At 66.4% G+C, this 23,935-nt stretch carries 24 protein-coding genes; 13 read left to right on the forward strand and 11 right to left on the reverse strand.

All coding sequences use genetic code 11. From position 1 onward, the window contains the following. From ACFQPB_RS06640 to ACFQPB_RS06660, 5 genes are all read left to right on the forward strand, one after another. The coding region (locus tag ACFQPB_RS06640; protein WP_382220989.1) for a nitroreductase family protein at positions 1-396 on the forward strand (396 nt) is incomplete at its 5' end. Between the two features lie 189 nt (positions 397-585). Next, the gene (locus tag ACFQPB_RS06645) at positions 586-1,323 is read left to right on the forward strand and encodes a DUF3348 family protein (protein ID WP_382220992.1); all 738 of its coding nucleotides are present in this window, start codon (positions 586-588) and stop codon (positions 1,321-1,323) included. Then, complete coding sequence (locus tag ACFQPB_RS06650) at positions 1,320-3,491, forward strand: DUF802 domain-containing protein (protein ID WP_382220995.1); 2,172 nt, start codon at positions 1,320-1,322, stop codon at positions 3,489-3,491. Before ACFQPB_RS06645 ends, ACFQPB_RS06650 begins: the two co-directional genes overlap by 4 nt. After that, positions 3,491-4,141 (forward strand): OmpA family protein, encoded by a 651-nt coding sequence (locus ACFQPB_RS06655; protein ID WP_382222012.1) that lies wholly within the window; start codon positions 3,491-3,493, stop codon positions 4,139-4,141. The genes ACFQPB_RS06650 and ACFQPB_RS06655 overlap by 1 nt, the downstream gene beginning before the upstream one ends. Next, a complete protein-coding gene (locus ACFQPB_RS06660; RefSeq protein ID WP_382220998.1) occupies positions 4,138-4,779 on the forward strand; it encodes a DUF2894 domain-containing protein in 642 nt (213 codons plus the stop codon). The genes ACFQPB_RS06655 and ACFQPB_RS06660 overlap by 4 nt, the downstream gene beginning before the upstream one ends. A 16-nt stretch (positions 4,780-4,795) precedes the next feature. On the opposite strand, the gene ACFQPB_RS06665 is transcribed toward ACFQPB_RS06660, so the two are convergent. Both ACFQPB_RS06665 and ACFQPB_RS06670 read right to left on the reverse strand, forming a co-directional pair. Beyond that, on the reverse strand, positions 4,796-5,743 hold the full coding sequence (locus ACFQPB_RS06665) for a glycosyltransferase family 2 protein (protein WP_382221001.1): 948 nt from the start codon (positions 5,741-5,743) through the stop codon (positions 4,796-4,798). Positions 5,744-5,822: 79 nt separating this feature from the next. Next, positions 5,823-6,461 carry a GDSL-type esterase/lipase family protein gene (locus ACFQPB_RS06670; protein ID WP_382221004.1) on the reverse strand — a complete coding sequence of 213 codons (639 nt, stop codon included), beginning with the start codon at positions 6,459-6,461 and terminating at the stop codon, positions 5,823-5,825. A gap of 84 nt (positions 6,462-6,545) precedes the next feature. Between ACFQPB_RS06670 and dinB the strand changes: the two genes are divergently transcribed. The 5 genes from dinB to ACFQPB_RS06695 all read left to right on the forward strand — a co-directional run bounded on the left by dinB (position 6,546) and on the right by ACFQPB_RS06695 (position 11,844). Beyond that, entirely contained in the window at positions 6,546-7,739 is a 1,194-nt protein-coding gene (dinB, locus tag ACFQPB_RS06675; protein ID WP_382221007.1) for a DNA polymerase IV, read from the forward strand. A 43-nt stretch (positions 7,740-7,782) separates the two neighbouring features. After that, a complete protein-coding gene (locus ACFQPB_RS06680; protein WP_382221010.1) occupies positions 7,783-8,259 on the forward strand; it encodes a putative metalloprotease CJM1_0395 family protein in 477 nt (158 codons plus the stop codon). A 58-nt stretch (positions 8,260-8,317) separates the two neighbouring features. After that, positions 8,318-9,166 (forward strand): enoyl-CoA hydratase-related protein, encoded by an 849-nt coding sequence (locus tag ACFQPB_RS06685; RefSeq protein ID WP_382221012.1) that lies wholly within the window; start codon positions 8,318-8,320, stop codon positions 9,164-9,166. An 11-nt stretch (positions 9,167-9,177) separates the two neighbouring features. Then, positions 9,178-10,221 carry a histone deacetylase family protein gene (locus ACFQPB_RS06690; protein WP_382221015.1) on the forward strand — a complete coding sequence of 348 codons (1,044 nt, stop codon included), beginning with the start codon at positions 9,178-9,180 and terminating at the stop codon, positions 10,219-10,221. 66 nt (positions 10,222-10,287) lie between these two features. After that, on the forward strand, positions 10,288-11,844 hold the full coding sequence (locus ACFQPB_RS06695; RefSeq protein ID WP_382221018.1) for a methyl-accepting chemotaxis protein: 1,557 nt from the start codon (positions 10,288-10,290) through the stop codon (positions 11,842-11,844). 145 nt (positions 11,845-11,989) lie between these two features. Here the strand turns inward: ACFQPB_RS06695 and queF are convergent, their stop codons facing one another. The 6 genes from queF to ACFQPB_RS06725 form a co-directional block, all read right to left on the reverse strand. Further along, positions 11,990-12,847 (reverse strand): NADPH-dependent 7-cyano-7-deazaguanine reductase QueF, encoded by an 858-nt coding sequence (queF, locus tag ACFQPB_RS06700; RefSeq protein WP_382221020.1) that lies wholly within the window; start codon positions 12,845-12,847, stop codon positions 11,990-11,992. Further along, positions 12,844-13,701: a 2OG-Fe(II) oxygenase gene (locus ACFQPB_RS06705; protein WP_382221023.1), complete on the reverse strand. Its 858-nt coding sequence runs from the start codon at positions 13,699-13,701 to the stop codon at positions 12,844-12,846. The genes queF and ACFQPB_RS06705 overlap by 4 nt, the downstream gene beginning before the upstream one ends. A gap of 36 nt (positions 13,702-13,737) precedes the next feature. Further along, positions 13,738-14,514: a peroxide stress protein YaaA gene (yaaA, locus tag ACFQPB_RS06710; protein ID WP_382221026.1), complete on the reverse strand. Its 777-nt coding sequence runs from the start codon at positions 14,512-14,514 to the stop codon at positions 13,738-13,740. Positions 14,515-14,575: 61 nt separating this feature from the next. Then, positions 14,576-15,166, reverse strand: a complete 591-nt coding sequence (locus ACFQPB_RS06715; RefSeq protein WP_382221028.1) for a DUF3501 family protein — start codon at positions 15,164-15,166, stop codon at positions 14,576-14,578. A 7-nt stretch (positions 15,167-15,173) separates the two neighbouring features. Next, positions 15,174-16,523: a (Fe-S)-binding protein gene (locus tag ACFQPB_RS06720; RefSeq protein ID WP_382221031.1), complete on the reverse strand. Its 1,350-nt coding sequence runs from the start codon at positions 16,521-16,523 to the stop codon at positions 15,174-15,176. 99 nt (positions 16,524-16,622) lie between these two features. Continuing rightward, positions 16,623-17,045, reverse strand: coding sequence for a rubrerythrin family protein (locus tag ACFQPB_RS06725; RefSeq protein ID WP_382221034.1), 423 nt, complete (start codon positions 17,043-17,045; stop codon positions 16,623-16,625). Positions 17,046-17,196: 151 nt separating this feature from the next. On the opposite strand from ACFQPB_RS06725, the gene ACFQPB_RS06730 reads away from it, so the two are divergent. The 3 genes from ACFQPB_RS06730 to ACFQPB_RS06740 all read left to right on the forward strand — a co-directional run bounded on the left by ACFQPB_RS06730 (position 17,197) and on the right by ACFQPB_RS06740 (position 22,127). Further along, on the forward strand, positions 17,197-18,918 hold the full coding sequence (locus ACFQPB_RS06730) for an FAD-dependent monooxygenase (protein ID WP_382221037.1): 1,722 nt from the start codon (positions 17,197-17,199) through the stop codon (positions 18,916-18,918). An 8-nt stretch (positions 18,919-18,926) separates the two neighbouring features. Then, positions 18,927-19,172, forward strand: a complete 246-nt coding sequence (locus tag ACFQPB_RS06735; RefSeq protein ID WP_382221039.1) for a DUF2783 domain-containing protein — start codon at positions 18,927-18,929, stop codon at positions 19,170-19,172. Between the two features lie 63 nt (positions 19,173-19,235). Continuing rightward, positions 19,236-22,127 (forward strand): valine--tRNA ligase, encoded by a 2,892-nt coding sequence (locus ACFQPB_RS06740; RefSeq protein ID WP_382221041.1) that lies wholly within the window; start codon positions 19,236-19,238, stop codon positions 22,125-22,127. A 70-nt stretch (positions 22,128-22,197) separates the two neighbouring features. Here ACFQPB_RS06740 and ACFQPB_RS06745 read toward each other — a convergent pair whose 3' ends face one another. From ACFQPB_RS06745 to cysM, 3 genes are read right to left on the reverse strand one after another with little or no spacing between them, the layout of a single operon-like run. Continuing rightward, positions 22,198-22,425 (reverse strand): sulfurtransferase TusA family protein, encoded by a 228-nt coding sequence (locus tag ACFQPB_RS06745; protein ID WP_382202985.1) that lies wholly within the window; start codon positions 22,423-22,425, stop codon positions 22,198-22,200. Between the two features lie 29 nt (positions 22,426-22,454). Then, the gene (locus tag ACFQPB_RS06750; protein ID WP_382221043.1) at positions 22,455-23,006 is read right to left on the reverse strand and encodes an NUDIX domain-containing protein; all 552 of its coding nucleotides are present in this window, start codon (positions 23,004-23,006) and stop codon (positions 22,455-22,457) included. After that, entirely contained in the window at positions 23,003-23,923 is a 921-nt protein-coding gene (gene cysM / locus ACFQPB_RS06755) for a cysteine synthase CysM (protein WP_382221046.1), read from the reverse strand. Before cysM ends, ACFQPB_RS06750 begins: the two co-directional genes overlap by 4 nt. Positions 23,924-23,935: the final 12 nt, after the last annotated feature.

The raw sequence follows: 23,935 nt of genomic DNA on the forward strand, positions 1-23,935 counted from the left end.
GCCGACGCTCTTCTGGCACGCGACCCCGCCGCCAGCGCTGAGGAGCTGGAACAGGCCCGCGAAAAAGCCCACCGATCGCCCTGGTTGCTGCTGGCGGTGTGCCGCGTGCGCGGTGGCGACCCGGAGGTGCCCGCGCACGAACGGGTGTTGTCGGCCGGGGCCGCCATCCAGAACATGCTGCTGCTCACCGCCGCCATGGGCCTGGGCTCGGGCCTGACCAGCGGCAAGGCCCTGGTGTCCGACGCCCTGCGCGGTCTGTTCGCACTCCACGCCGATGAAGACGCGCTGTGTTTCATCAACATCGGCCATGTGCGGGAGGCCCGCAAGCCACGCCCCCGCCCGCCGGTGGACGCCTATTTCAGCCGCCTGGGCGAAGGTGCGCCAGCCACCGGTTGAGCCCGCGCCGGTGGCGCACTTCCGGGGCCATGGCCCGGATGGTTTCTAATGGAGGGTTGTCGCCGCGCCGCCAGAACCCGGTTCATCTGATGAATTCGATGGTTCTGATAGCGGATCGCGGCGACCCGGCGCTGTTCCAGCGCCACCGCCCTGGCCATGTCGGCGCAGGGCCACCACCCCCTTGGAGGCATGTTGTCGCGCACGAACTTCAGCAGTTCAACCTTGGTCCGTCTGTTGGCACAAGCCACCGGCGCGGGCACGGGTGCGCCCCGCGAAGACCTGGCCGAGCGCCTGAGCCTGTGGCTCAACGCCTTCGATGCCGTGGCCCTACATGGCATCCACCAATCGGTGGGCACGGCCGCTGCGGCAAGTGCACCCAGCCACCCGGCGGCCGATGCGGCGCAACAGGCTGCGGTGACATCGTTCCAGCGCACCCGTGCGGCCCTGGTGGCGGCCATCACCGGGCAGCGGCCAGCGCCCGATGCCACAGCACGCAAGGGCGCAGCACCCACGCTGCGGCGGGTGCCGGTGCCACCGCCCGCCCCCGAGCCCGAAGCGCCCGAGCCCGGCTACAACCGCTTCTTCAAACGCCACCTGGAGCTGCAACGCGACATGGCCTTGAAGATCGGGCCGCTGCGCGCCCAGGTGCGGCAGGTGCTGGCCCGCAGCCAGCCCCACCTGCGGCCGCTGGCCGCGCTGGACGCGCTGATGGAGCAAACCCTGGCCGCGCGCGAACACAAGCTGCTGGGCCAAGTGCCGGTGCTGCTGGAGAAACGATTCGAACAACTGTGCGCCGCCACAGGCGCCGGGCCGGTGGTGTTTGGCCGGGAATGGGAGGCGATCGTGTTGGCGGAGCTGCACCTGCGCCTGCAACCGGTCGTCGGAATGATGGAAGCATGGGGCGCAAGCCCCCAGACAACACAATGAACCGATTCGCTTTTGGGGCCACCTTCGGGGCCGGCCTGTTGACCGTGGCCTGGATTGGCCTGGGCTTTGTGGGCCACAGCCCACTGGCGCTGGTGATGACGGTGCTGATCGCCGCCACCTACCTGCTGGGCGCCCACGAACTGCGTGGCTACCGCCACACCACCACGTCGCTGGACAGCGCGTTGGCCCAACTCGGTAGCACCCCCATCGACATGGCCGCCTGGCTGGGCCAGGTGCCCGCTGGCCTGCGTGCGGCCGTGCGCTCGCGCATCGAAGGGGAACGCCTGGCCCTGCCCGGCCCGGCCCTCACGCCCTACCTGGTGGGCCTGCTGGTGATGCTGGGCATGTTGGGCACCTTTGTGGGCATGGTCCTGACCTTCAAGGGCGCCGTGTTCGCGCTGGAAGGTTCGGCCGATTTGCAAGCCATTCGCTCCGCACTGGCCGCGCCCATCAAGGGGCTGGGCCTGTCCTTCGGCACCTCGGTGGCCGGTGTGGCCGCATCGGCCGCGCTGGGGCTGATGTCCGTCATGGCGCGGCGCGAACGCGCCGAGGTGGCGCGCCGGCTCGAAGCCCACATGGCGCAAGCGCTGCGCCCCTTCTCGCGGGTGCATCAGCGCGAGGAAACCCACAAGGCCTTGCAGCAGCAGGCGCAAGCCCTGCCCGAGGTGGTCAAACACCTGCAGGCCATGATGGACGGGCTGGAACGCCGCAGCCAGCAACTCAACGACCAACTGCTGGGCCAGCAGGCCGAGTTCCACCGCGAGGTGGGCGTGGCCTACACCGAGCTGGCGCGCACCGTGGGCAGCAGCCTGCAAGAAGCCCTGACCGCAGGCGCACGCGCCGCAGGCGACAGCATCCGTCCGGTGGTCGAGGCCACCATGGCCGAGATCGCGCGCGAATCGCAGGCCAGCCACCAGCGCCAGGTGGACGCCACGCAGGCACAGTTGCACCGCCTGGCACAGGACTTCAGCGCCACCGCACACGGGGTGTCGGACGGGTGGCGCAGCGCCCTCGAAGCGCAACAGCACAGCCACCAGTCCCTGTCCGCCGACCTGACCCAAACCCTGGGCGGCTTCACGCAGCAGATCGACGCCCGATCCACCGCCCTGCTGGACCACCTGAACACCACACAAAAACAAGCGCTGGCAGCACAAGCCGAAGCCGAAGAGGCACGGCTGCGGTTGTGGACGAACCAACTGCAGGCCGTGGCCCACACCCTGCACACCGAATGGCAGCGTGCTGGCACCCAGACGCTGGCGCAGCAGCAGGCCATGTGCGACGCCCTGGCCCGCACGGCGGCAGAGATCGGCTCACACAACCGCGACCACAGCAGCCAGACGGCTGAGCAGATCACCCGCCTGCTGAGCCAATCTGACGCCTTGGTGCAAGCCCGCATGGAAACCGAGGCGGCCTGGGCACAACAGCAGACCGAACACACCCAAGAACTGGCCGCCCTTTGGCGCACCGAACTGGCGGCGCTGCGCCAGGACGAGGCCGCACGTGGCGACGCCGCCGTGGCCCGCCTGGGCGAGTTGCAAGACGCGCTGGCACGCCAGTTGGCCACCCTGGGCGCAGCGCTGGAAACCCCCATGACCCGCCTGATACAAACCGCGTCGGAAGTGCCACAGGCAGCGGCCGAGGTGATTGCGCAGATGCGAGGCGAGATGACCCGCTTGTCCGAGCGCGACAACGCCGCGCTGGAAGAACGCAACGCCCTGGTGCAGCAGCTGGGCACGCTGCTGCTGGCCGTGCAGCAAACCACCACCGAGCAACGTGCGGCCATCGAATCCCTGGTGGGCAACGCCGCCGCTGCCCTGGCAGACACCGGGCAGCAGGTGGCCAGCACCTTGGGTGCACAAGCCACACACGCGGCCGATGTGGCCACACGCGTGAACGCCAGCGCGGTGGAGCTGGCCAGCCTGGGCGAGGCCTTTGGCCAGAGTGTGGCGCAGTTCGGCGCCAGCAACGACAAGCTCATGGACACCTTGCAACGCATCGAAGGCACGCTGCAGCAGAGCATGGCCCGCAGCGACGAACAACTGGCCTACTACGTGGCGCAGGCGCGTGAGGTGATCGACCTCAGCATCAGCTCACAACAAGGCCTGGTGGAAGACATGCGCCGCCTGCGCGCACACACCGCTGCCGTGCCTGAAGGGAGCGCCGCGTGATGGGCCAGCACCACGCCGATGGCGTGGACGACGGCATCGAGCAAACCGCGCCCGTGTGGGCGGTGTTTGGCGACCTGATGTCGGGCCTGCTGGGCGCCTTTGTGTTGATTCTGGTGGGCGTGCTGGTGGTGCAGATGGACCTGATGGCCAACCTCGAATCCGAGGTGCAGAAGCGCCGCGCCGAAGAGCAGCGCCGCATGGCGCTGGAAAAGGCGCTGGCGATTCCGCTGCAATCGGGCCGCGTCACACTGGCCAACGGCCGCATCGGCATCAGCGGCAGCGTGTTGTTCCCGGTCAACTCCGACGAGCTGCGCCCCGAAGGCCGGCAGTTGCTGCAAAGCCTGGTGCCGCCGCTCAAGGTGTACCTGAGCGAGCGCGACGAAATGCTGATGGTCAGCGGCTTCACCGACAACCAGCGCATCCAGCAGGGCAACCGCCGTTTCAACGACAACCTCGAACTCTCGGCCCAGCGGGCGCTGACCGTCACCCGCGCGCTGATCGACGAAGGCATGCCGTCCTCGCAGGTGTTTTCGGCCGCCTTCGGTGCCGAGCAACCCGTGGCCAGCAACAGCAACGAAACCGGGCGTGCCCTCAACCGCCGGGTGGAAATGGCCCCGGTGCCCAAAGCCCACCCCACACCCAGGCCGTGAGCGACACCCAGAACAGCACCCCCGCCGCCATCGGCCAGCGGCTGCAAAGCTTGCGCGAGGCGGGTGCGCCCGCGCGGCTGCCCTGGCGCTGGCACCACGCGCAGTCTTTGCAGGCGCGGCTGGCAACGCTGCCGCCAGCGGTGTCGGTCCACCTGGAAGCCGCACTGGAACGGGCCGTGCAAGCGTGTGAACACGAGATGGCGGCCGCGCGCCCGGTGGCGCCCACTCACAGCCAGAGCCAGGGTCAGGCCCTGCTGCGCACGCTGAACGACACCCTGGGCCAACGGCGCGAACGCGATGTGCGCGACGCCGCCCTGGCCGGCGAGGCCATCGACCCGACCGAATTGCCCAGCCTGCGGCGTTTTCGCGCCAGCTGGTCGCGTTATGCGGCCGAAGACCAGGTGGCACAAGCCATAGGCCGCAGCCCCGACAACGCGGGCCCGCTCAACTCCCATGCCCTGGTGTTGCGCTCGCTGGCGTTGATGCGCGAACTCTCACCCGACTACCTGCGCCGTTTCATGGCCCAGCTGGACAGCCTGTTGTGGCTGGACGACCTGGCGCAGCGCCCCGCCAGCGCCAAAGTGGCCAAGCCCGCGAAACCGGCGAGCCCGGCCAAAAAGCCCCGCAGCCGCAGCTGACGCGCCGCACCGATGGTCAGTCGGTCGTGCTGGCTGGTGAGCGGTACACCCGCCGCACCACAAACGGCGGTCGGCGTTTGCTCTCGATGTAGGCGCGCCCCACGTACTCGCCCACGATGCCAATGCCAATCAACTGCAAACCGCCCAGGAAGGTGACGGCCACGAACAGCGAGGCGTAGCCCGGGATGTCGTGGCCAAAGATCAGGGTGCGCACCAGAATCCAGGTGCCCCAGGCCAGCGACACAGCGGCCACCGCCAGCCCCAGGTAACTCCAGATGCGCAGGGGTGTGATGGAAAAGCCGGTGATGCCTTCAACCGCCAGGTTCCACAGCCGCCAGCCGTTGAAGCTGCTGGTGCCAGCCACGCGGCTTTCGCGCACGTAGTCCACCGCCGCGGTGCGAAAACCCACCCAGGCGAACAGGCCCTTCATGAAACGGCGGCTCTCGGGCAAGGCATTGAGCACGTCCACCACGGCGCGGTCCATGAGCCGGAAATCGCCCACGTTGTTGGGGATCTGGATGTCGGACATGGCGTTGTGCGCGCGGTAGAAGGCGCCTGCGGTGACGCGCTTGAGCCAGCTGTCGGACGACCGGTCGGCGCGGCGCGCCACCACCACCTCAAAACCCTGGCGCCACAAATCCACCAGTTGCGCCAGCAGTTCGGGCGGGTCTTGCAAATCGGCGTCCATGGGCACCACCGCATCGCCTGTGGCCGCCGCGATGCCGGCCGACAAGGCCGACTCCTTGCCAAAGTTGCGGCTCAGGTCCACCACCACCAGTTCGTCGCGTTGTTGCTGGCATTCCAGCAGGCGCGCCAGCGTGTTGTCGCGGCTGCCATCGTTGACACACACGATCTCGAAGGTGGCCCCCTCCACCGCCGCCAAGGCCTGGTCCAGGCGGTCGAACAGTTGGTCAAGTGCCTGGGCTTCGTTGAAGCAGGGGATGACGATGGAGATGCGGTTCAATGTTGGCTGCCGTGGGGGGGGGGTCGCGCGATTCTAGAGGGGTGAAACTTTCAACGAATGGCCTTCACCCCAAGCCCCTTCACGGCGCGATCCCCAGCGCCTTGAGTCGCTGATGCAAACCCTGTGCCATCTCCCGGTAACCGGCGGCGTTGGGGTGAACGGGATCGGTGCGCAGGGCGGCGTCGCCCAGCACGCGGGAGAACACCTCGGGCACCAGCGCCACCTGTTCCTCTTCGGCCAGCTCGGCGTACAAAGGCGCATCGCTGGGGCGCCCTGCCACCGCAGCCATCAGCGACAGCGCCGGCACCGCCACCAGCACCACCTGGGCGCCGCTGCCCTTGGCGGCCTGGATCAGGCCACGCACATCGGCCTTCACATCGGCGGCAGTGCGCCGCCGCAGGAAGTCGTTGCCACCGATTTCGATGATGACCAGCGCAGGCCGGTGCTGCGCCAGCAAGGCCGGCAAACGTGCCTGCGCCGCCTGCGCGGTGTCGCCCGGCACACCCGCGTTGACCATCTGCCAACCGGTGGCGGCGGCCAACAGCGTGGGCCAGTCTTCGCCCGCAGACGCGCCGGTGCCATGGGTCACGCTGTCGCCAAAGGCGAGCACGGTCTGGCCGGTGGGTACGGCCTGGTGGCGCGTGTCACGGCCACAGGCCACCAGCAGTGCCATGGCTGCGAAGGCCACGGAGGCCGAAATACAGGTGCGACGCAACATGCCCGCGATTGTGCCTGCCCCATCCCGCTGGCGGGCGCTGGCGGGTGCTATCCTGCGCGCCGACCCCACCCAGCCTGCCCCACCATGCGACGCATTGCCCACCTCGACATGGACGCCTTTTACGCGTCGGTGGAGCTGCTGCGCTACCCGCAGCTCAAGGGCCTGCCGGTGGTCATTGGCGGCGGCCGACGGCAGGAAGACGATGCGCTGGCGGCCGCGTACGGCAACGAGCTGGATCGCATCCCGGTGGACGCTTTCCCGCGCCTGAAAGGCTATGTGGGCCGGGGCGTGATCACCACCGCCACCTACGCGGCGCGCGCCTTTGGCGTGGGCTCGGCCATGGGCCTGATGAAAGCCGCCAAGCTGTGCCCCGACGCCTTGCTGTTGCCGGTGGACTTCGCCGAATACCGGCGTTTTTCACGCCGCTTCAAAGAAGTCATCACCGAGATCGCTCCGTTGATGGAAGACCGGGGTGTGGACGAGGTCTACATCGACTTCACCGAGGTGCCCGGCGGCCAGCGCGAAGGTGGCCGCGTGCTGGCGCGGCTGATCCAGAAAAGCATTTTTGAGGCGACCGGCCTCACCTGCTCCATCGGCGTGGCGCCCAACAAGCTGCTGGCCAAGATGGCGAGCGAATTCAACAAGCCACAGGGCATCTCCATCGTGTATGAGGCCGATCTGCAGGCCAAGATCTGGCCCCTGCCCTGCCGCAAGATCAACGGCATCGGCCCCAAGGCCGACGAAAAACTCCAGGGTCACGGCATCGTCACCATCGGCGACCTGGCCGCACGCGAGCGGCCCTGGCTGATCGAACATTTTGGCAAGGCTTACGGCGCCTGGCTCTTCGATGCTGCGCATGGCCGCGATGAACGCCCGGTGGTGACCGAAAGCGAACCCGTTTCCATGAGCCGCGAAACCACGTTTGACCGCGACCTGCACGCCGTGCGCGACAAGGCCGAGCTGGGTGCCGTGTTCACCCGCTTGTGCGAACAGGTGGCCGCCGACCTGCAGCGCAAAGGCTACGTGGGCAAAACGGTGGGCGTGAAGCTGCGCTTCGACGACTTCATGATCGTGACGCGCGACCACAGCCTGCCCGCCCCCACCGCCGACGCCACCACCCTGCGCCGCGCGGCTGGCCTGGCGCTGAAACGTGCGCCGCTGCAGCGCCGCCTGCGTTTGCTGGGCGTGCGTGTGGGCGGCTTGAGCCGGGCCGATGCACCGCCCGAGTCGGTGCCGGCGCCCGAGCCTGCCACCCTGCCCCTGTTTGGCGACGACTGACACTTGTCCGCTGCCAGCCCGACCGAGACAATCGGGCGACACCATGAACATTGGCAACGCCACCGCCACGCCTTACCCCGGCAACACGGCCGGGCAAGCACAGGCACGTGCGGCCCAGGCAGGCACCCAACAACTGACCGAGGCCGAACTCAAACGTGTGGCCGAACTCAAGGCCACCGACGCCAAGGTGCGCGCCCACGAAATGGCGCACATGGCGGCCGGTCAGGGCGTGGTCACCAGCGGGCCCAGCTACACCTATGCCTACGGGCCCGACGGCCGTGCCTATGCGGTAGGCGGCGAGGTCGGGGTGGACACCGCACCCGAGCAGAGCCCGCAAGCCAACATCGACAAGGGCCGGCGCATACAGGCGGCGGCCTTGGCGCCCGCCGAACCCAGTGGGCAGGACTTGCGCGTGGCCGCCGCCGGCCGAGCGCTGCAAGCCGAAGGTGTGCGCGAACTGGCCCGTCTGCAGCGGGACGCTGTCACGTCCGAGACGCCGCGCCTGTCGGTCTGGGCCTGATCATTTTTGCAGGCTGCCCGCCGCCGTGGTGGGCCCGTTTCATTTCACCACCTCCACCATGAACCTACCCCCCCTGCGCTGCTTCACGCTGACCGAAACCGAGCACGTTGCCCACTTGGTGCTCAACCGCCCCGAGGCCATGAACACCATGCACCCCACCTTCTGGCGCGAGCTGGGCGAGGTGCTGACCGCGCTGCACCGCGCGGGCACGGCGCGCGCGCTGGTCATCAGCAGCACCGGCAAACATTTCAGCGCGGGCATGTCGCTGGAGACCTTTGCCGGCGCTATTCAAATGGACGACCAAAGCCCCGAAGGGCGCGCGGCCATCTTTGATCTGCTGACCGACATGCAAGCCACCTTCACCCAGTTGGAGAACCTGCGCGTGCCCGTCATCGTGGCGCTTCAAGGCGGCTGCATCGGTGGTGCGGTGGACATGGTCACCGCCTGCTGTGTGCGTTATGCCTCGGCCGACGCCTTCTTCTGCATCCAGGAAATCAACATCGGCATGGTGGCCGACGTGGGCACGCTGCAGCGCCTGCCCAAGCTGCTGCCCATGGCCCTGGTGAAAGAGCTGGCCTACACCGGCCGGCGCCTGGGCGCGCAGCAGGCGCGCGAGCTGGGCCTGGTGAACGCCGTGTTCGAGAGCCACGAGGCCACCGTTGCCGCAGCCTTGCAATGTGCGCGCGAAATTGCGGCCAAGCCGCCGGTGGCGATCTGGGGCACCAAACAGGCGCTGCACTACGCGCGCGACCACTCGGTGGAGGACAGCCTGCGCCAGATGGGCTGGCTGCAAGGCGCCATCTGGAGCAACGCCCACGTGCGCGAGTCCCTCACCGCCATGAAGGAAAAACGCGCGGGCGACTTCACGCCGCTGACACCGTTGAAACGATTCGCCGACCTGGGCTGACAATCGCGCCCATGAAAATTTTCCACAACCCCCTTCACGCCCAACACGCCGGCCGCCAAGAGATGTACCGTGGCCGCCTGGTGCCTTGCCACGAGGTGCCTGACCGCCTGGACCATGTGCTGAACGAGCTGCAGCGCCGCCCCATGGGCGACTTGCTGACCCCCAACGCGGCACCGGAGCGCAGCCGTCTGGAGCGTGTGCACAGCGCGCGCTACCTCGACTTTCTGGCCAGCGCCTGGGACCAATGGGTGGCTGTGGATCCGGCCAACGCCGCGCTCGACGCCCTGCCTTCGGTGTGGCCGGTGCGGGGCTTTCGCGCCGATGTGGAGCCCGAGAATTTTGCCGCCCGCATGGGCCTGTACTCCTTCGACGCGGGCACGCCGCTGATGGCCGGCACCTGGGCCGCCGCGCAAATGGGCGCGGCCTGCGCGCTGGCAGCGGCAGACGCGGTGCTGGCCGGCGAACGCCGCGCCTTTGCGCTGACACGGCCACCGGGTCACCACGCCGGTCCCGACTTTTTTGGTGGCTACTGTTTTCTCAACAACGCCGCCCTGGCCGCACAGGCCTTGCGCGACGGCGGCATCGAGCGGGTGGCCGTGCTCGACGTGGACTACCACCACGGCAACGGCACACAAAGCATTTTTTACGAGCGTGCGGATGTGCTCACGGTTTCTATCCATGGCGACCCACGCACCGAATACCCCTTCTTCCTGGGTCACGCCGATGAGCGCGGCGCGGACGATGGCGCCGGCTTCAACCTCAACCTGCCCCTGCCCCGTGGCACCAACTGGCCCACCTGGCGTGCGACCCTGCAACGCGCGCTGGACGCGGTGCGCGGCTTCGGTGCCCAGGCCTTGGTGCTGGCTGCGGGCTTGGACACCTTCGAGGGCGACCCGATTTCGGGCTTTCACCTGCGCAGTGGCGACTACCAGCAGGTGGGGGCCGACATCGCGGCGCTGGGCTTGCCCACCGTGGTCACCTTCGAGGGCGGCTACGCGGTGGCCGAAGTGGGCGTGAACGCGGTGAACCTGTTGCAAGGGCTGGTGGCTGGGTGAGGGCGCGGGCTGTTGGGTGGGCGCCGAATCATTGACAATCACCGTCAAATAACAGACCTTGCCACCATGAGAACCAACCTGCCCGTCACGCAACAGGAATACGCCTACCCGGCGCACACCATGTTGGTGTCGTCCACCGACACCAAGGGCTACATCACCCACTGCAACCGCGCGTTTGTGGAGGTGAGCGGCTACACACACGAAGAGCTGATCGGTGAAAACCACAACCTGATCCGCCACCCCGACATGCCACCCGAGGCCTTCAAGGACTTGTGGCAAACCGTTGGCCGGGGCCGGCCCTGGACCGGCATCGTGAAGAACCGGCGCAAGAACGGCGACCACTACTGGGTCGAGGCCAACGTCACGCCCATCATGGACAACGGCAAGCCGGTGGGCTACCTGTCGGTGCGCAAAGTGCCCACCCGCGAACAGGTGCGGGCCGCCGAGGCCCTTTACGCGCAGATTGCGGCAGAACGCGAGAGCGGTCGCCACACGTTCACGGTGAAGGGCGGGCACGTGCACCCGCTGGGCTGGCGCGGCGCGCTGCGCAGCCTGAGCCACATCGGCTCCACCGCCCGCCTGGGCGCCGGCCTGCTGGGCCTGGTGCTGCTCTCGTTTTTGCCCGAACTGCTGGGCCAAAGCGGCGCCATGGCCCTGGTGCTGCGGCTGGTCGCCATGGGCGCGGGTGTGGCCGGGCTGCTGTTCTGGTTCCACCGCCACTACGTGAGCGCGCTGGCCGAGGCCGACCGTTTTGCGGCCGACATCGCCAGCTGCAACCTGACCACATCGGTGCACGGCCAGTACCCCGACCCCATGGGCGCGCTGATCCGCAAACTGCTGCAGGTGCAGATCAACCTGCGGGCCGTGATTGGCGACGTGCGCAGCGAGATCGACGGCTTCAGCCAGTCGGCACGTGAGATTGCGGCCGGTGCCATGGACTTGTCGGCCCGCACGGAGGCGCAGGCCAGTAGCCTGGAAGAAACCGCCGCGTCCATGGAGGAGCTGTCGAGCACAGTGAAACAAACGGCAGACACCGCCGACCAGGTGGCCCACCAGACACAGCGCAGCACCGATGTGGCGGGCAGCGGGCAGCAGGCCATCACGGCCGTGCGTGGTTCGATGCACGGGATCGAACAGTCCTCGCGCAAGGTGACTGAGATCATCCAGGTCATTGAGAGCATCGCCTTCCAGACCAACATCCTGGCGCTGAATGCGGCAGTGGAAGCCGCGCGCGCGGGCGAACAAGGCCGGGGCTTCGCGGTGGTGGCGGGCGAGGTGCGCGCGCTGGCGCAGCGCAGCGCAACGGCGGCCAAGGAAATCCGAGAACTGATCGGTCAGTCGGCCGAGCAGGTGACCCAAGGCGTGCGCCAGATGGACGCGGCCGGTGGCACCATCGACCAGGTGGTGGCCGAGGTGCGCAAGGTGAGCGAACTGGTCAGCCAGATCAGCCACGCCACCAAAGAACAGTCCATCGGCATCTCGCAGGTGAACGAAGCCATCACCCAGCTCGACACGGTGACCCAGCAAAACGCAGCGCTGGTGGAGGAGTCGGCCGCCTCGGCCGACGTGCTCAGCGGCGGCACCGAGAGCTTGACACGTTCGGTGCAAATCTTCCGGATTTGAAACCACCCCGTCGCTTGCCCGCTGCGCGTGGCCGCATCCCCCTCAAGGGGCGACACCAGCCGTCTGGCAGAGCCAGCCCGGCGGTGTCCCCCGGATGGTCCTTGCAATCGTAGCCAGGAGCGCTACGGAACCGGATGGGGCGCCATCACTGCCGTGCCGTGCGCACGTTGCCCGGCAGCGGCTGCGGGTGGCTGGTGCGTATGGGGTTGATGTCCAGCCCGCCCCGGCGGGTGTAGCGGGCGTACACCGTGAGCTTGGTGGGTTGGCAGCGCGTCCAGATGTCCATGTAGATGCGCTCCACACACTGCTCGTGGAATTCGTTGTGGTTGCGAAAACTCACCAGGTACTGCAGCAGGCCTTCCTGGTCGATCTGGTGGCCGCTGTAGGCGATGCGCACACTGCCCCAGTCGGGCTGGCCCGTCACCAGGCAATTGCTTTTGAGCAGGTTGGAGGTGAGGACCTCGGTCACCGGGGCTTGTGTGGTGTCGGCCCGCAGCAGCTCGGGCGCGGGGGTGTAGTGCGTGCATTCGATGTCGAGCCGGTCCAGGCTCAGGCCATCGAGTTCGTGCACGGCCTCGCGGTCAAACTGCTCGGGCGACAGCAGCTTCACGCCCACACTGCCCGGGGTGGCGCTGCCGCGCCACACGGCTTCGCCAATGTCGGAACGCAAGCGGGCCAGCACCTCGGCGGCATCGGCAAAACGGCTGTTGTTGAAGCTGTTGAGGTAGAGCTTGAAGGACTTGCTCTCAACGATGTTGGGCGTCTCACACGGGATGGTGACGTGCGCCAGCGCCACCTGGGGTTTGCCACGCAGGTTCAACCAGCTCAGCTCGAAGGCGGTCCAGAGGTCGGCACCCAGAAAGGGGATGGCGCCGGGCAGGCCGATCTCGGCGCGTTTGGTCAGGCGCGGCAGCGGGAACAACAGCGACGCATCGTACTGGTCGACGTAGGCGCTGGCCTTGCCCAGGGGAGAGTGCTCGGGCTGGGCGGAGGTGTCGCTCATTTGAATTCCTGTTCGCGCAGCCACTTGGTGGCCACCCATTTTTCGCCCGCAATCACCGGCGCGCCGCCATGCAGGGACTTGGTGGAAGGATGGGGCCGGTCGTAGGCAAAAAACACGGCGTTGCCACGCTTGGGGGCCACTTCCAGACCCACGTCGGGGAAGGTGGTGCCACCGCCTTGCTCGGGGTCGTTGAGGTACATCACCAGCGTGCCCACCCGCTGCCCGCCGCGCTGGAGGATTTTGGCCGTGCCCGGCTCGGTGGGGTTGAAATAGTCGTAGTGCGGCTTGTACTCGGCACCAGGCCGGTAATGCAGCACCTGCAGACCTTCGCCGTTTTCCAGCGGCCAGTTCAGCAGCTTGGCGATGCGGGCTTCGATGCGCTCCACCACCGGTGTTTCGCCGCGGCGGAAAAACATGCCGTCGCTGGTGCGTGCTTCGTTGAGCGCCTCGCCGCCGGTTTGGGTTTCGACGGTGAGCGATCGCTTGAGGCGTGGTTCGGCGTCGGCAATCAGCGCGTCACATTCTTCGTCGGACAACAAATTGCCAAAAACCACGACCCGGGGCGACTGCATGTTGATGACGATGTCCACCAGGCGGTCACCCGCGTCCACCTGCCGAGGGTGGCCGGTCATCTGTGGCTCGGGCAAGCGTTTGGGTTCTGCCGGGGCCTCGGGCGCGGTCGTGCGGGGCAATGCGGCAAGGTGTTCGCCCAGGGTCGCCTCCATCGCGGCAATGGCCACGTCTTCACGCCACCCGGCCTGGATCATGGCGCTGAGCACGGCCTCGGGTTTGCAGCCGGCACGGGCCTGTTCAACAATCCATTGCTGCAGTTCGGGGGTGGCCACTTGGCTCATGGTGGACTCCAAAAAAACGGTCTCAGGTGCGGGCGCTCAGCGTCCCTGGTCGCGGCGAAACACGAGGCGGTCGGGCTCCGACAGCTCGGCAATATACCGGTATCCCTCGGCGTCAAACCGTTTGAGCTGATCCACCGACACGGCGCGCTGCAACACCGCGTGGCGCACCATCAGGCCACGCGCGCGTTTGGCCATGAAGCTGATGACCTTGTACTGGTCGCCCTTGCGCTCTTCGAACACACAGGTCACCACACGCGGCTTGAGGGCCTTGCGGTCCACCACCTTGAAATACTCCTCGCTGGCGAGGTTGATGACCACGGGCGTGGCATCGGCGGTGGCGCGCTGGTTCAGGTAGTCGGCCACCTGGGTGCCCCAAAACTGGTAGAGGTTTTTGCCCTTGGGCGTGGCCAGGCGGGTGCCCATTTCCAGCCGGTAGGGCTGCATCAGGTCCAGCGGGCGCAGCACACCGTACAGGCCACTCAAGATGCACAGGTGCTGTTGCGCCCAGCCCAAGTCGGCTTCGCTCAGGGTCTTGGCGTCCAGTCCACCATACACGTCGCCGTCAAAAGCCAGCACGGCCTGCTTGGCGTTTTGGGTGCTGAACTTGGGGCGCCAGGCTTGGTAGCGCGCCACGTTCAGGCCCGAGAGCTGGTCGCTCAGGTCCATCAGCTCGGCAATTTGCTGCGGCGACTTGTCGCGCAGCACGGCGATCAGCTCGCTGGCCTGGGGCACAAACAGCGGCTGGGTGTGGGTGGCGGTGGTCGGCGGCGTCTCGTAATCGAGCGCCTTGGCGGGGGAAATCAAAAACAGCATGGGGTGGTGCAAAAAAAAGGCTTCCCTCGGGGAAGCCCTGGATTATCCCGAAGACGCAGGCCTATTTCAGATCGCCCGCCAGGCTGGCCAGCGTCTCGGCGGGAATTTGCACGTGGGCGGGGTAATGGGTGTGGTCGCAGCCCAGCTTGACGGCGGCACCTGCCTTGATCGCCGCGCACATGGCGGGCGTGAACTCGAAGCGCACGAAGTGCACGGCTGATGTTTTCTCCTCGTTCTCGCGGTCCAGGTCCTCATCGGCAATGGCATACACCCGCGCCGCGCCTTCCACCTCCACAAACAGCCGGTCCTCAACGCCGATGAGTTTGGACAACTCGCGTCGGCGTTCGTGGATGTCCGGGTACTCCAGCAGCACGGTCGCCTTCCAGTTGCTGCCGTCGGGCACCAACGGCGCATAGGCATCGATCTCGTCCTGAATGCCCTCTTCCTCGAAGATTTTTTCGATGCGCAGCATCTCCTGGATCTGGTAGCGGATGGTGGTCTCGCTCTCGAACTGCAGGTGCAGGTGCTCGCCCAGCACCACGCTGCGCAGCTTGCGGTGGGCCATGACATCGGGCTTGTGGACCTTGCGCCACTTGGTGTAGGCCTCCAGGGTCATGAGGCTGTCGGGGGTGATGTTGCCGGTCAGTTGCATGGTGGTCTCACTTCAACGCGTAGGCCTTGCGCACCAGGGTGAGCGGGTGGTTCAGCTCGGGTGCACCCAGGCCATTGACTTCAAATCCCTGGGCAATGTGGTGGCCACCGAGCGGACAATCGGAGCTGATGAAGTCGGGCTTGCTGCCGTCCTTCATGGCGGCCATGGCCTTGAACACCGGTTTGCCAATTTTCATGGCCTGCTGGTGGTAAGCCTTCTTCACACCAAAAGTGCCGGCGTGGCCCGAGCAGCGTTCGATGGTGTTGAGCTCGGTGCCCGGTATCCACTTGAGCACCTCTTCGGTCTTGCGGCCGATGTTCTGCACCCGGCCGTGGCAGGGAATCTGGTAGCTGATCTTGCCCAACGGCTGCGGAAACTCCGTCTTGAGCAGGCCATCGCGCTTGCGTGCGCTGAGGTATTCGAAGGGGTCCCACATCGCTTCTTTCACGCGCTGCACGTCGGCATCGTCGGGGAACATCAGCGGAATCTCCTGCTTGAACATCAGGGTGCAGCTGGGCACGGCGCTCAGGATGGCAAAACCGTCCTTGGCGTATTTGGCCAGCACCGGGATGTTGGCGTTTTTGCTCTTCTCCACCGACGCCAGGTCGCCCAGTTCCAGCTTGGGCATACCGCAGCATTTTTCCTTTTCCACCAGCACGTAGGGGATGTGGTTGTGGTCGAGGATCTTGAGCAGGTCGTGACCGATGCCGGGCTCGTTGTAGTTGACGTAGCAGGTGGCAAAAATGGCCACCTTACCCGGTGTTTTTTCACCGTCCTTGACGTCGGTACTGCGGGCCTCGGGCGCGCTGGAGCGGAACTTGCGTGTGGCCAGTTCGGGCAACCAGGCGTTCTTGTCCACGCCCAGCAAGTTCTCCATCACGCCACGGGCGGCTTGGGTCTTGTTCACGGCGTTGGCCACCTGCACCACGATGGGAATGCCGGCAAACGAGCCGTGCACGTCGGTGGAGGCCAGGAATTTTTCGGATGCCTTGACCTCGCCCTTCTTGAACTTGATGGCCTTGGCCCGGAGCATGGTGTGCGGGAAGTCCAGATTCCACTCATGCGGCGGTGTGTACGGGCACTTGGTCATGTAGCACAGGTCGCACATGTAGCACTGGTCCACGACCTTCCAGTAGTCGGCCTTGGCCACACCGTCCACCTCCAGGGTGCTGCTCTCGTCCACCAGATCAAACAGCGTCGGGAAGGACCCACACAGGCTCACGCAGCGGCGGCAACCATGGCAGATGTCGAAGATGCGCTCCAGTTCGGTGAAACACTTTTCTTCGTCGTAGAAGTCCGGATTTTTCCAGTCGAGTGCGTGCCGGGTGGGGGCTTCCAGGTTGCCTTCTCGGGCCATCAGATCACCTTTTGTCTCGTTGTTCTTGCAAACGCTCGCGGAGCGCTTGCAGCAACAGCGGGCGCCCCGGCGCGCTCAAGGCACGACGGGGCTGCAACATCAATCCACCAGTTCGTTCAAGGCCTTCTGGTAGCGGTTGGCGTGCGAACGTTCGGCCTTGGCCAGGGTCTCGAACCAGTCGGCAATTTCGTCAAAACCTTCCTCGCGTGCGGTCTTGGCCATGCCGGGGTACATGTCGGTGTACTCGTGGGTTTCACCGGCCACGGCGGAGGCCAGGTTTTGGCGGGTGTTGCCGATGGGCAAACCGGTGGCCGGGTCGCCCGACTGCTCCAGGAATTCGAGGTGACCGTGGGCGTGACCCGTCTCACCCTCGGCGGTGGAGCGGAACAGGGCTGCGACGTCGTTCTGGCCTTCCACGTCGGCCTTGTTCGCGAAATAGAGGTAGCGGCGGTTGGCCTGGGATTCACCCGCAAACGCATCCTTCAGGCACTGTTCCGTTTTGGAACCCTTGAGTGCAGCCATGTTCATCTCCTGTGTTGGGTTGATACGCCGCAGGACCACGCCCTGTGGACCACACAACCATAGCGGCTCGCATCGACAGGGTCTAATTGTTCGATCCAATCCAGCGAATTGAATTTGGCTATCCGCTCCATGGCAATTGATAATGATTTCCATGCACACCCCATCACCCGCTTCAGGCCAGGTCGGCATCACAGGCGGCAGCTACCGGCTGCCCGAGTACCCCTTTGTGCCACCGCCTGAGCTGACGGCCCCTGGCGTGGTTCGCCACCCCATCGTCATCGTGGGCGGTGGCCTCAGTGGGCTCACGCTGGCCGCCTGCCTGGCGCAATTGGGCCAGCCTGCCGTGCTGCTGGACGAAGACAACACCGTGGGCGTCAAGGGCGCGGCCTCGCGCGGCATTTGCTACACCCAGAAATCGTTGGAGATCTTTCACCGCCTGGGTGTGTTCGAACACATCGCGGCCAAAGGTGTGCAGTGGAGCGTGGGCCGCACCTTTGCCGGGCACGACGAGGTTTACCACTTCGATTTGCGCCAGCAACAGAACTTCAACCTCTCGCTGCAGCCGCCCTTCGTCAACCTGCAGCAGTTTTACGTGGAAGCCTTCCTCGTCGATCGCATCGCCGAGCTGGGCCAGGTGGACCTGCGCTGGCGCAACCGCGTGGTGGCGTTCGAGCAGAACGCCGACTTCGCCACGCTGACGGTGTCCACACCGGCAGGCGACTACCGGATCGAGGCCGAGCACGTGATCGACGCCACGGGCGCACACAGCCCCTTGCGCGAGTGGCTGCAAGTGCCTTTCACCGGCGCGCGTGGCGACGACCGCTGGTGTATCGCCGACGTGCGCTTTGCTTCGCCCGCGCCGGCCGAGCGCCACACCTGGATAGAAGCTCCCTTCAACGACAACCGCGCCGTGTGGCAACACCCCATGGCCGACGGGGTGTGGCGCATCGACTACCAGATGCCCCCCGACAGCGACCCGGCCGAGATCAGCCGCGAGGACGTGGTGCGCGAGCGCCTGGCCCGCCACTTTGGGCCCGACGTGCCGCTGGACATCGTGTGGGTGGGCCCCTACGCCTACCGCAACGAATGCGTGAACCACCTGCGCGCAGGCCGCGTGTTCTTCATGGGCGACGCCGCCAAAGTCGTCAGCCCTTTTGGGGCACGCGGTGGCAACAGCGGCATCGCCGACGCCGACAACCTGGCCTGGAAACTGGCCGCCGTCGTGCAGGGGCAAGCCGCGCCCCGTTTGCTGGACAGCTACCACGCCGAACGGCACCAGGCCGCCACCGAAAACGTGCGCGTGACACGGCGCACCAACCGCTTTCTGCGGCCGGGCAGCCCCACCGAACAGCTGTTCCGCCATGCCGCCATCACGCTGGCGCGACAGCAACCGTTTGCGCGAGCACTGGTCAACACCGGCCGCATGGCGGTGGCCAACACCTACCGCCGCTCGCCGGTGTGCGCCAAAAACACGCCACACGCCGGGACGTCGGTGCCCAACGCCGGTTTGCTCTGGGCAGACCACACGCCCGGCACCCTCAACGACTTGCTGCGCTGGGCCAACGGCCGCCTGCTGTTGCTGGTGTTTGGCCAGCTCTCACCCGCCGCCTGCGAACGCCTGGCCTTGCTGTCGTGTTGTGCGCCGCTGTGCAGCGTGCAGGTGCTGGACGCCGAGGCCACGCCCCAGGTGCGGGAGCACGTGCGCGATACCCACCCGCACGGCGCGGGCCACTTGCAGGCCGCTTGCCACGTGTTTGGCCACGCCTGGGCCCTGGTGCGCCCCGACGCCTACCTGGCCGCCACCGGCGAAGCGGTGGACGCCGACCTGGTGCACGCCATCGAAAACGCGCTGGCCGTACCCACCTTTTTGTGAGCCAAACCATGACCACCGGTTTCCAGACCACCGCCCACTTCCAGGACGCCGACGGCTTTTACGAGCAGTTGCTCGACGCCCACCTGGGCCTCACACGCGAGCAGTCCGAACTGCTCAACGCCCGCCTCATCCTCACCCTGGCCAACCAGATTGGCGACGCGCAGGTGCTTACCCAATGCCTGGCGCTGGCCCGCGACCTGCCGGGCGAGTTGCTGGGCGACTTGGCGGACGAACCGCCCCCGCCCGCCCGGTAAAATCCACCGTTTCTGCCACCCACGACCAACGGCAACCTTCGGGCTGCCGTTTTTGCTTCGCCCATGACCACCGACACCACCCCGCAGCAGCCCGGCCTGAACAGCCTGTCCAAGTCGTTTGAACCCGCCGCCCTGGAAGCGCACTGGGGCCCCGAATGGGAGAAGCGCGGCTATGGCGTGGCCGGCGTGCGCGGCACGGGCCAGCCCAGCGCCGAGGCACCGTCCTTCTGCATCCAGCTGCCGCCCCCCAACGTGACCGGCACCCTGCACATGGGCCACGCCTTCAACCAAACCATCATGGACAGCCTGACCCGCTACCACCGCATGATGGGCTTCAACACCGCCTGGGTGCCCGGCACCGACCACGCGGGCATCGCCACCCAGATCGTGGTGGAGCGCCAACTGCAGGAGCAAGGCGTGAGCCGCCACGACCTTGGGCGCGAGGCCTTCACCGCCAAGGTGTGGGAGTGGAAGGAGAAAAGCGGCAACACCATCACCACCCAGATGCGCCGCATGGGCGACAGCGTGGACTGGAGCCGCGAGTACTTCACCATGGACGACAAGCTGTCCGCCGTGGTGACCGACACCTTCGTCAAGCTCTACCAGCAAGGCCTGATCTACCGCGGCAAACGCCTGGTCAACTGGGACCCGGTGCTGATGTCGGCCGTGTCCGATCTGGAAGTGGAAAGCGAAGAGGAAGACGGCTTCCTCTGGCACATCGCTTACCCGCTGGTGAACGGCTCGGGCCACCTCACGGTGGCCACCACCCGGCCTGAGACCCTGCTGGGCGACGTGGCCGTGATGGTGCACCCGGAAGACGAGCGCTACGCGCACCTGATCGGCCAGTACGTCAAGCTGCCGCTGTGCGACCGCGAAATCCCCGTGATTGCCGATGCGTACGTGGACCGTGCCTTCGGGACCGGCGTGGTCAAGGTCACGCCGGCCCACGATGCCAACGACTACGCGGTCGGCCAGCGCCACCAGTTGCCCATCATCGGCGTGCTGGCGCTCAACGCCACCATCAACGACAACGCGCCCGAAAAGTACCGGGGCCTGGACCGCTTTGTGGCCCGCAAGGCCGTGGTGGCCGACCTGGACGCCGCCGGCCTGCTGGTGGAAACCAAGAAGCACAAGCTGATGGTGCCGCGTTGCGCCCGCACGGGCCAGGTAATCGAGCCCATGCTGACCGACCAGTGGTTCGTCGCCATGCAGTCCAAGGGCAACGAGCACAACACCAGCGGCACATCGATTGCCGACAAGGCCATTGAGGCCGTGGCCTCTGGCCAGGTCAAGTTTGTGCCCGAAAACTGGGTCAACACCTACAACCAGTGGATGAACAACATCCAGGACTGGTGCATCAGCCGCCAGCTGTGGTGGGGCCACCAGATCCCGGCCTGGTACGACGAGCAGGGCCAGGTCTACGTGGCGCGCAACCTGGAAGAAGCACAGGCGCAAGCGGGCGCGGGCAAGACGCTCACGCGCGACCCCGACGTGCTCGACACCTGGTACTCGTCGGCACTGGTCCCGTTTTCGACGATGGGCTGGCCGAACCAGACCGACTCGGCCACCGACGACTACAACCTCTACCTGCCCAGCACCACCCTGGTCACGGGCTACGACATCATCTTCTTCTGGGTCGCCCGGATGATCATGATGACCACCCACTTCACGGGCCGGGTGCCGTTCAAGCACGTCTACATCCATGGCCTGGTGCGCGACGCGCAGGGCAAGAAGATGAGCAAGTCCGAAGGCAACGTGCTCGACCCGGTGGACCTGATCGACGGCATCGCGCTCGAACCGCTGCTGGACAAGCGCACCACCGGTCTGCGCAAGCCCGAAACCGCGCCCGCCGTGCGCAAGAACACGCAGAAGGAATTCCCGGAGGGCATTCCCGCCTACGGCGCTGACGCGCTGCGCTTCACCTTCGCTGCCCTGGCCTCACTGGGCCGCTCCATCAACTTCGACAGCAAACGCTGCGAGGGCTACCGCAACTTCTGCAACAAGCTCTGGAACGCCACCCGCTTCACGCTGATGAACTGCGAGGGCTTTGACTGTGGCCTGAAGGAACACACCAAGGCCGAGTGCGACGTGGGTGGCCCGGCCCACGGCTACCTGAGCTTCAGCCAGGCCGACCGCTGGATCGTCTCGCTGCTGCAGCAGGTGGAGGCCGAGGTGGCCAAGGGCTTTGCCGAGTACCGCCTCGACAACGTGGCCAACACCATGTACGACTTCGTCTGGAACGAGTTCTGCGACTGGTACCTGGAGATTGCCAAGGTCCAGATCCAGACTGGTAACGAGGCGCAGCAGCGCGCCACGCGCCGCACGCTGATCCGCACGCTCGAAACCATCCTGCGCCTGGCCCACCCCGTCATTCCTTTCATTACCGAAGAGCTGTGGCAGAAGGTAGCGCCCGTGGCTGGCAGGGGTGGCGCGTCGGTCAGCGTCGCGGCCTACCCGGTGAGCCAACCCGAACGCATCGACGCCGCGGCCATCGCCCATGTGGCCAAGCTCAAAGGCCTGGTGGACGCCTGCCGCAACCTGCGCGGCGAGATGGGCGTGTCACCCGCGCAACGCCTGCCGCTGTACGTGCTGGGCGACACCACCTTCATGGAGGGTGCGGCCCCGGTGCTCAAGGCCCTGGCCAAGCTCAGCGAAGTGAAGGTGTTTGCCGACGAGGCCGCCTGGAGCGCCGCCGCGCAAGCCGCGCCGGTGTCCGTGGTGGGTGATGCGCGCCTGTGCCTGTTCGTGGAGGTGGACGTGGCCGCCGAAAAAGCCCGCCTGAGCAAAGAAGCCGCCCGCCTGGAAGGCGAGATCGCCAAGGCCAAAGGCAAGCTCTCCAACGAGGCGTTTGTGGCCAAAGCGCCACCGGCCGTGATCGAGCAAGAGAACAAACGCGTGGCCGAATTCAGCGCCACGCTGGAGAAGCTGCGCACGCAGTTGGCGCGTCTGGGCTGAAGCCCTTTTGGCCTGGAAGCGGTGTTCGCCGCCGCTCCCAGCGCCTCACGGCGCCTAACCGCGCCGAGGGTCAGCGGCGCTTCAGCACCGAGATGAAGTCGGTGCCCACCGTGTCCTGGGCCACCAGTTCGTTGCCGGTTTGTTTGGCAAACGCCTGGAAATCACGCACCGACCCAACGTCGGTGGCAATCACCTTGAGCGTCTGACCACTGGTCATGTCGGCCAGGGCCTTCTTGGCCTTGAGGATGGGCAGCGGGCAATTCAGCCCGCGGGCGTCGAGTTCTTTGTCAGCGATCATGGCGTGGGGGTTCCTGTTGCGCGCCGATTTTACGTCGCTGTGTTTGCCGGCGGCTGACGCGGGATATCCACAAACTCTGGCTCGATGCCACGGCCGCGCAACCAGTCGGCCAGCGCCAGCCCCGTGCCGGCCCGCCAGCACTTGATGTCTTCGGGCGCAAACAGCTTGTACTCGGCCAACTCGGGCGAAAGTTTCACCTCGCCGTGGCAACGCGCGTGGTAGGTGATGATGACCTGGTTCATGCGCAGGAACTCGTGCACACCCACCAGCGACAGTTCGTCGGCCACCAGGTTGGTCTCCTCGGCGATTTCGCGCGCAATGCCTTCCTCAGGGCTTTCGCCGGCCTCCATGAAGCCTGTAATGAGAGCGAACATGCGGTGCGTCCAGGCCGCATTGCGCGCCAGCAAAACTTTGCCATCCACTTCCACAATGGCCGCCAGCACCGGCGTGGGGTTGTTCCAGTGCGTCCAGTTGCACGCCGGGCAGCGCAGGCGCGACTTCAGGCCGCCGTCCTCGTGTTCCACGCGCTCGGCCAGCGCCGTGGCGCACTGCGGGCAGTAGCGAAAATGTGCGCCGCTCATGCCGGGAACACCCCGGTGGACAGGTAGCGGTCGCCGCGGTCGCACACCACAAAAGCGATCGTCGCGTTCTCCACCTGTTGCGCGATCTGCAGCGCCACCCAGCACGCGCCCGCCGCCGAAATGCCAGCGAAGATGCCCTCCTCGCGCGCCAGGCGCCGGCACATGTCTTCGGCGTCGTTCTGGCTCACGTAGACCAGTTCGTCCACCGCGCTGGGGTCGTAAATTTTGGGCAGGTATTCCTGCGGCCACTTGCGTATGCCCGGAATGCGCGAGCCCTCGCTGGGCTGGGCGCCAATCACACGCACCGCCGGGTTTTGAGACTTGAGAAAACGCGACACACCCGTGATGGTGCCCGTGGTGCCCATGGCGCTCACAAAATGGGTGATGCGTCCGCCGGTCTGCTGCCACAGCTCGGGGCCAGTGGTCTCGAAGTGGATGCGCGGGTTGTCGGCGTTGGCAAACTGGTCCAGCACCCGGCCCTTGCCGTCCTTCACCATCTTGTCGGCCAGGTCGCGCGCGTACTCCATGCCACCGCTCTTGGGCGTGAGGATGAGCTCGGCGCCAAACGCCTTCATGGTCTGGGCGCGCTCGATGGACAAGTCCTCCGGCATGATGAGCACCATGCGGTAGCCCTTGATAGCTGCTGCCATCGCCAGCGCGATGCCGGTGTTGCCCGAGGTGGCCTCGATCAAGGTGTCGCCCGGCTTGATCTCGCCACGCTCCTCCGCGCGGCGGATCATGGACAAAGCGGGCCTGTCCTTCACCGAACCCGCCGGGTTGTTGCCTTCGAGTTTGCCGAGGATGACATTGCCACGCGTGCGGCACACATCGGCGCCAATGCGCTGCAAAGCCACCAGCGGTGTGTTGCCAACGGCATCTTCAATGGTGGGGTAAACGGGCGCTGAGGCTGCGGTCATGGTTCAAATGCG

Source organism: Hydrogenophaga atypica, assembly GCF_042665215.1.
GTDB classification, from domain to species: domain Bacteria; phylum Pseudomonadota; class Gammaproteobacteria; order Burkholderiales; family Burkholderiaceae_C; genus Hydrogenophaga; species Hydrogenophaga defluvii_A.

What these genes read in the sequence shown, in the direction of transcription:
- ACFQPB_RS06645 (WP_382220992.1), top strand. Translation starts at nt 586, where the DNA reads ATGTTGTCGCGCACGAACTTCAGCAGTTCAACCTTGGTCCGTCTGTTG.
- ACFQPB_RS06650 (WP_382220995.1), top strand. Translation starts at nt 1,320, where the DNA reads ATGAACCGATTCGCTTTTGGGGCCACCTTCGGGGCCGGCCTGTTGACC.
- ACFQPB_RS06655 (WP_382222012.1), top strand. Translation starts at nt 3,491, where the DNA reads ATGGGCCAGCACCACGCCGATGGCGTGGACGACGGCATCGAGCAAACC.
- ACFQPB_RS06670 (WP_382221004.1), bottom strand. Translation starts at nt 6,461, where the DNA reads ATGTTGCGTCGCACCTGTATTTCGGCCTCCGTGGCCTTCGCAGCCATG.
- dinB (WP_382221007.1), top strand. Translation starts at nt 6,546, where the DNA reads ATGCGACGCATTGCCCACCTCGACATGGACGCCTTTTACGCGTCGGTG.
- ACFQPB_RS06680 (WP_382221010.1), top strand. Translation starts at nt 7,783, where the DNA reads ATGAACATTGGCAACGCCACCGCCACGCCTTACCCCGGCAACACGGCC.
- ACFQPB_RS06685 (WP_382221012.1), top strand. Translation starts at nt 8,318, where the DNA reads ATGAACCTACCCCCCCTGCGCTGCTTCACGCTGACCGAAACCGAGCAC.
- ACFQPB_RS06690 (WP_382221015.1), top strand. Translation starts at nt 9,178, where the DNA reads ATGAAAATTTTCCACAACCCCCTTCACGCCCAACACGCCGGCCGCCAA.
- ACFQPB_RS06695 (WP_382221018.1), top strand. Translation starts at nt 10,288, where the DNA reads ATGAGAACCAACCTGCCCGTCACGCAACAGGAATACGCCTACCCGGCG.
- queF (WP_382221020.1), bottom strand. Translation starts at nt 12,847, where the DNA reads ATGAGCGACACCTCCGCCCAGCCCGAGCACTCTCCCCTGGGCAAGGCC.
- ACFQPB_RS06705 (WP_382221023.1), bottom strand. Translation starts at nt 13,701, where the DNA reads ATGAGCCAAGTGGCCACCCCCGAACTGCAGCAATGGATTGTTGAACAG.
- yaaA (WP_382221026.1), bottom strand. Translation starts at nt 14,514, where the DNA reads ATGCTGTTTTTGATTTCCCCCGCCAAGGCGCTCGATTACGAGACGCCG.
- ACFQPB_RS06715 (WP_382221028.1), bottom strand. Translation starts at nt 15,166, where the DNA reads ATGCAACTGACCGGCAACATCACCCCCGACAGCCTCATGACCCTGGAG.
- ACFQPB_RS06720 (WP_382221031.1), bottom strand. Translation starts at nt 16,523, where the DNA reads ATGGCCCGAGAAGGCAACCTGGAAGCCCCCACCCGGCACGCACTCGAC.
- ACFQPB_RS06725 (WP_382221034.1), bottom strand. Translation starts at nt 17,045, where the DNA reads ATGGCTGCACTCAAGGGTTCCAAAACGGAACAGTGCCTGAAGGATGCG.
- ACFQPB_RS06730 (WP_382221037.1), top strand. Translation starts at nt 17,197, where the DNA reads ATGCACACCCCATCACCCGCTTCAGGCCAGGTCGGCATCACAGGCGGC.
- ACFQPB_RS06735 (WP_382221039.1), top strand. Translation starts at nt 18,927, where the DNA reads ATGACCACCGGTTTCCAGACCACCGCCCACTTCCAGGACGCCGACGGC.
- ACFQPB_RS06740 (WP_382221041.1), top strand. Translation starts at nt 19,236, where the DNA reads ATGACCACCGACACCACCCCGCAGCAGCCCGGCCTGAACAGCCTGTCC.
- ACFQPB_RS06745 (WP_382202985.1), bottom strand. Translation starts at nt 22,425, where the DNA reads ATGATCGCTGACAAAGAACTCGACGCCCGCGGGCTGAATTGCCCGCTG.
- ACFQPB_RS06750 (WP_382221043.1), bottom strand. Translation starts at nt 23,006, where the DNA reads ATGAGCGGCGCACATTTTCGCTACTGCCCGCAGTGCGCCACGGCGCTG.
- cysM (WP_382221046.1), bottom strand. Translation starts at nt 23,923, where the DNA reads ATGACCGCAGCCTCAGCGCCCGTTTACCCCACCATTGAAGATGCCGTT.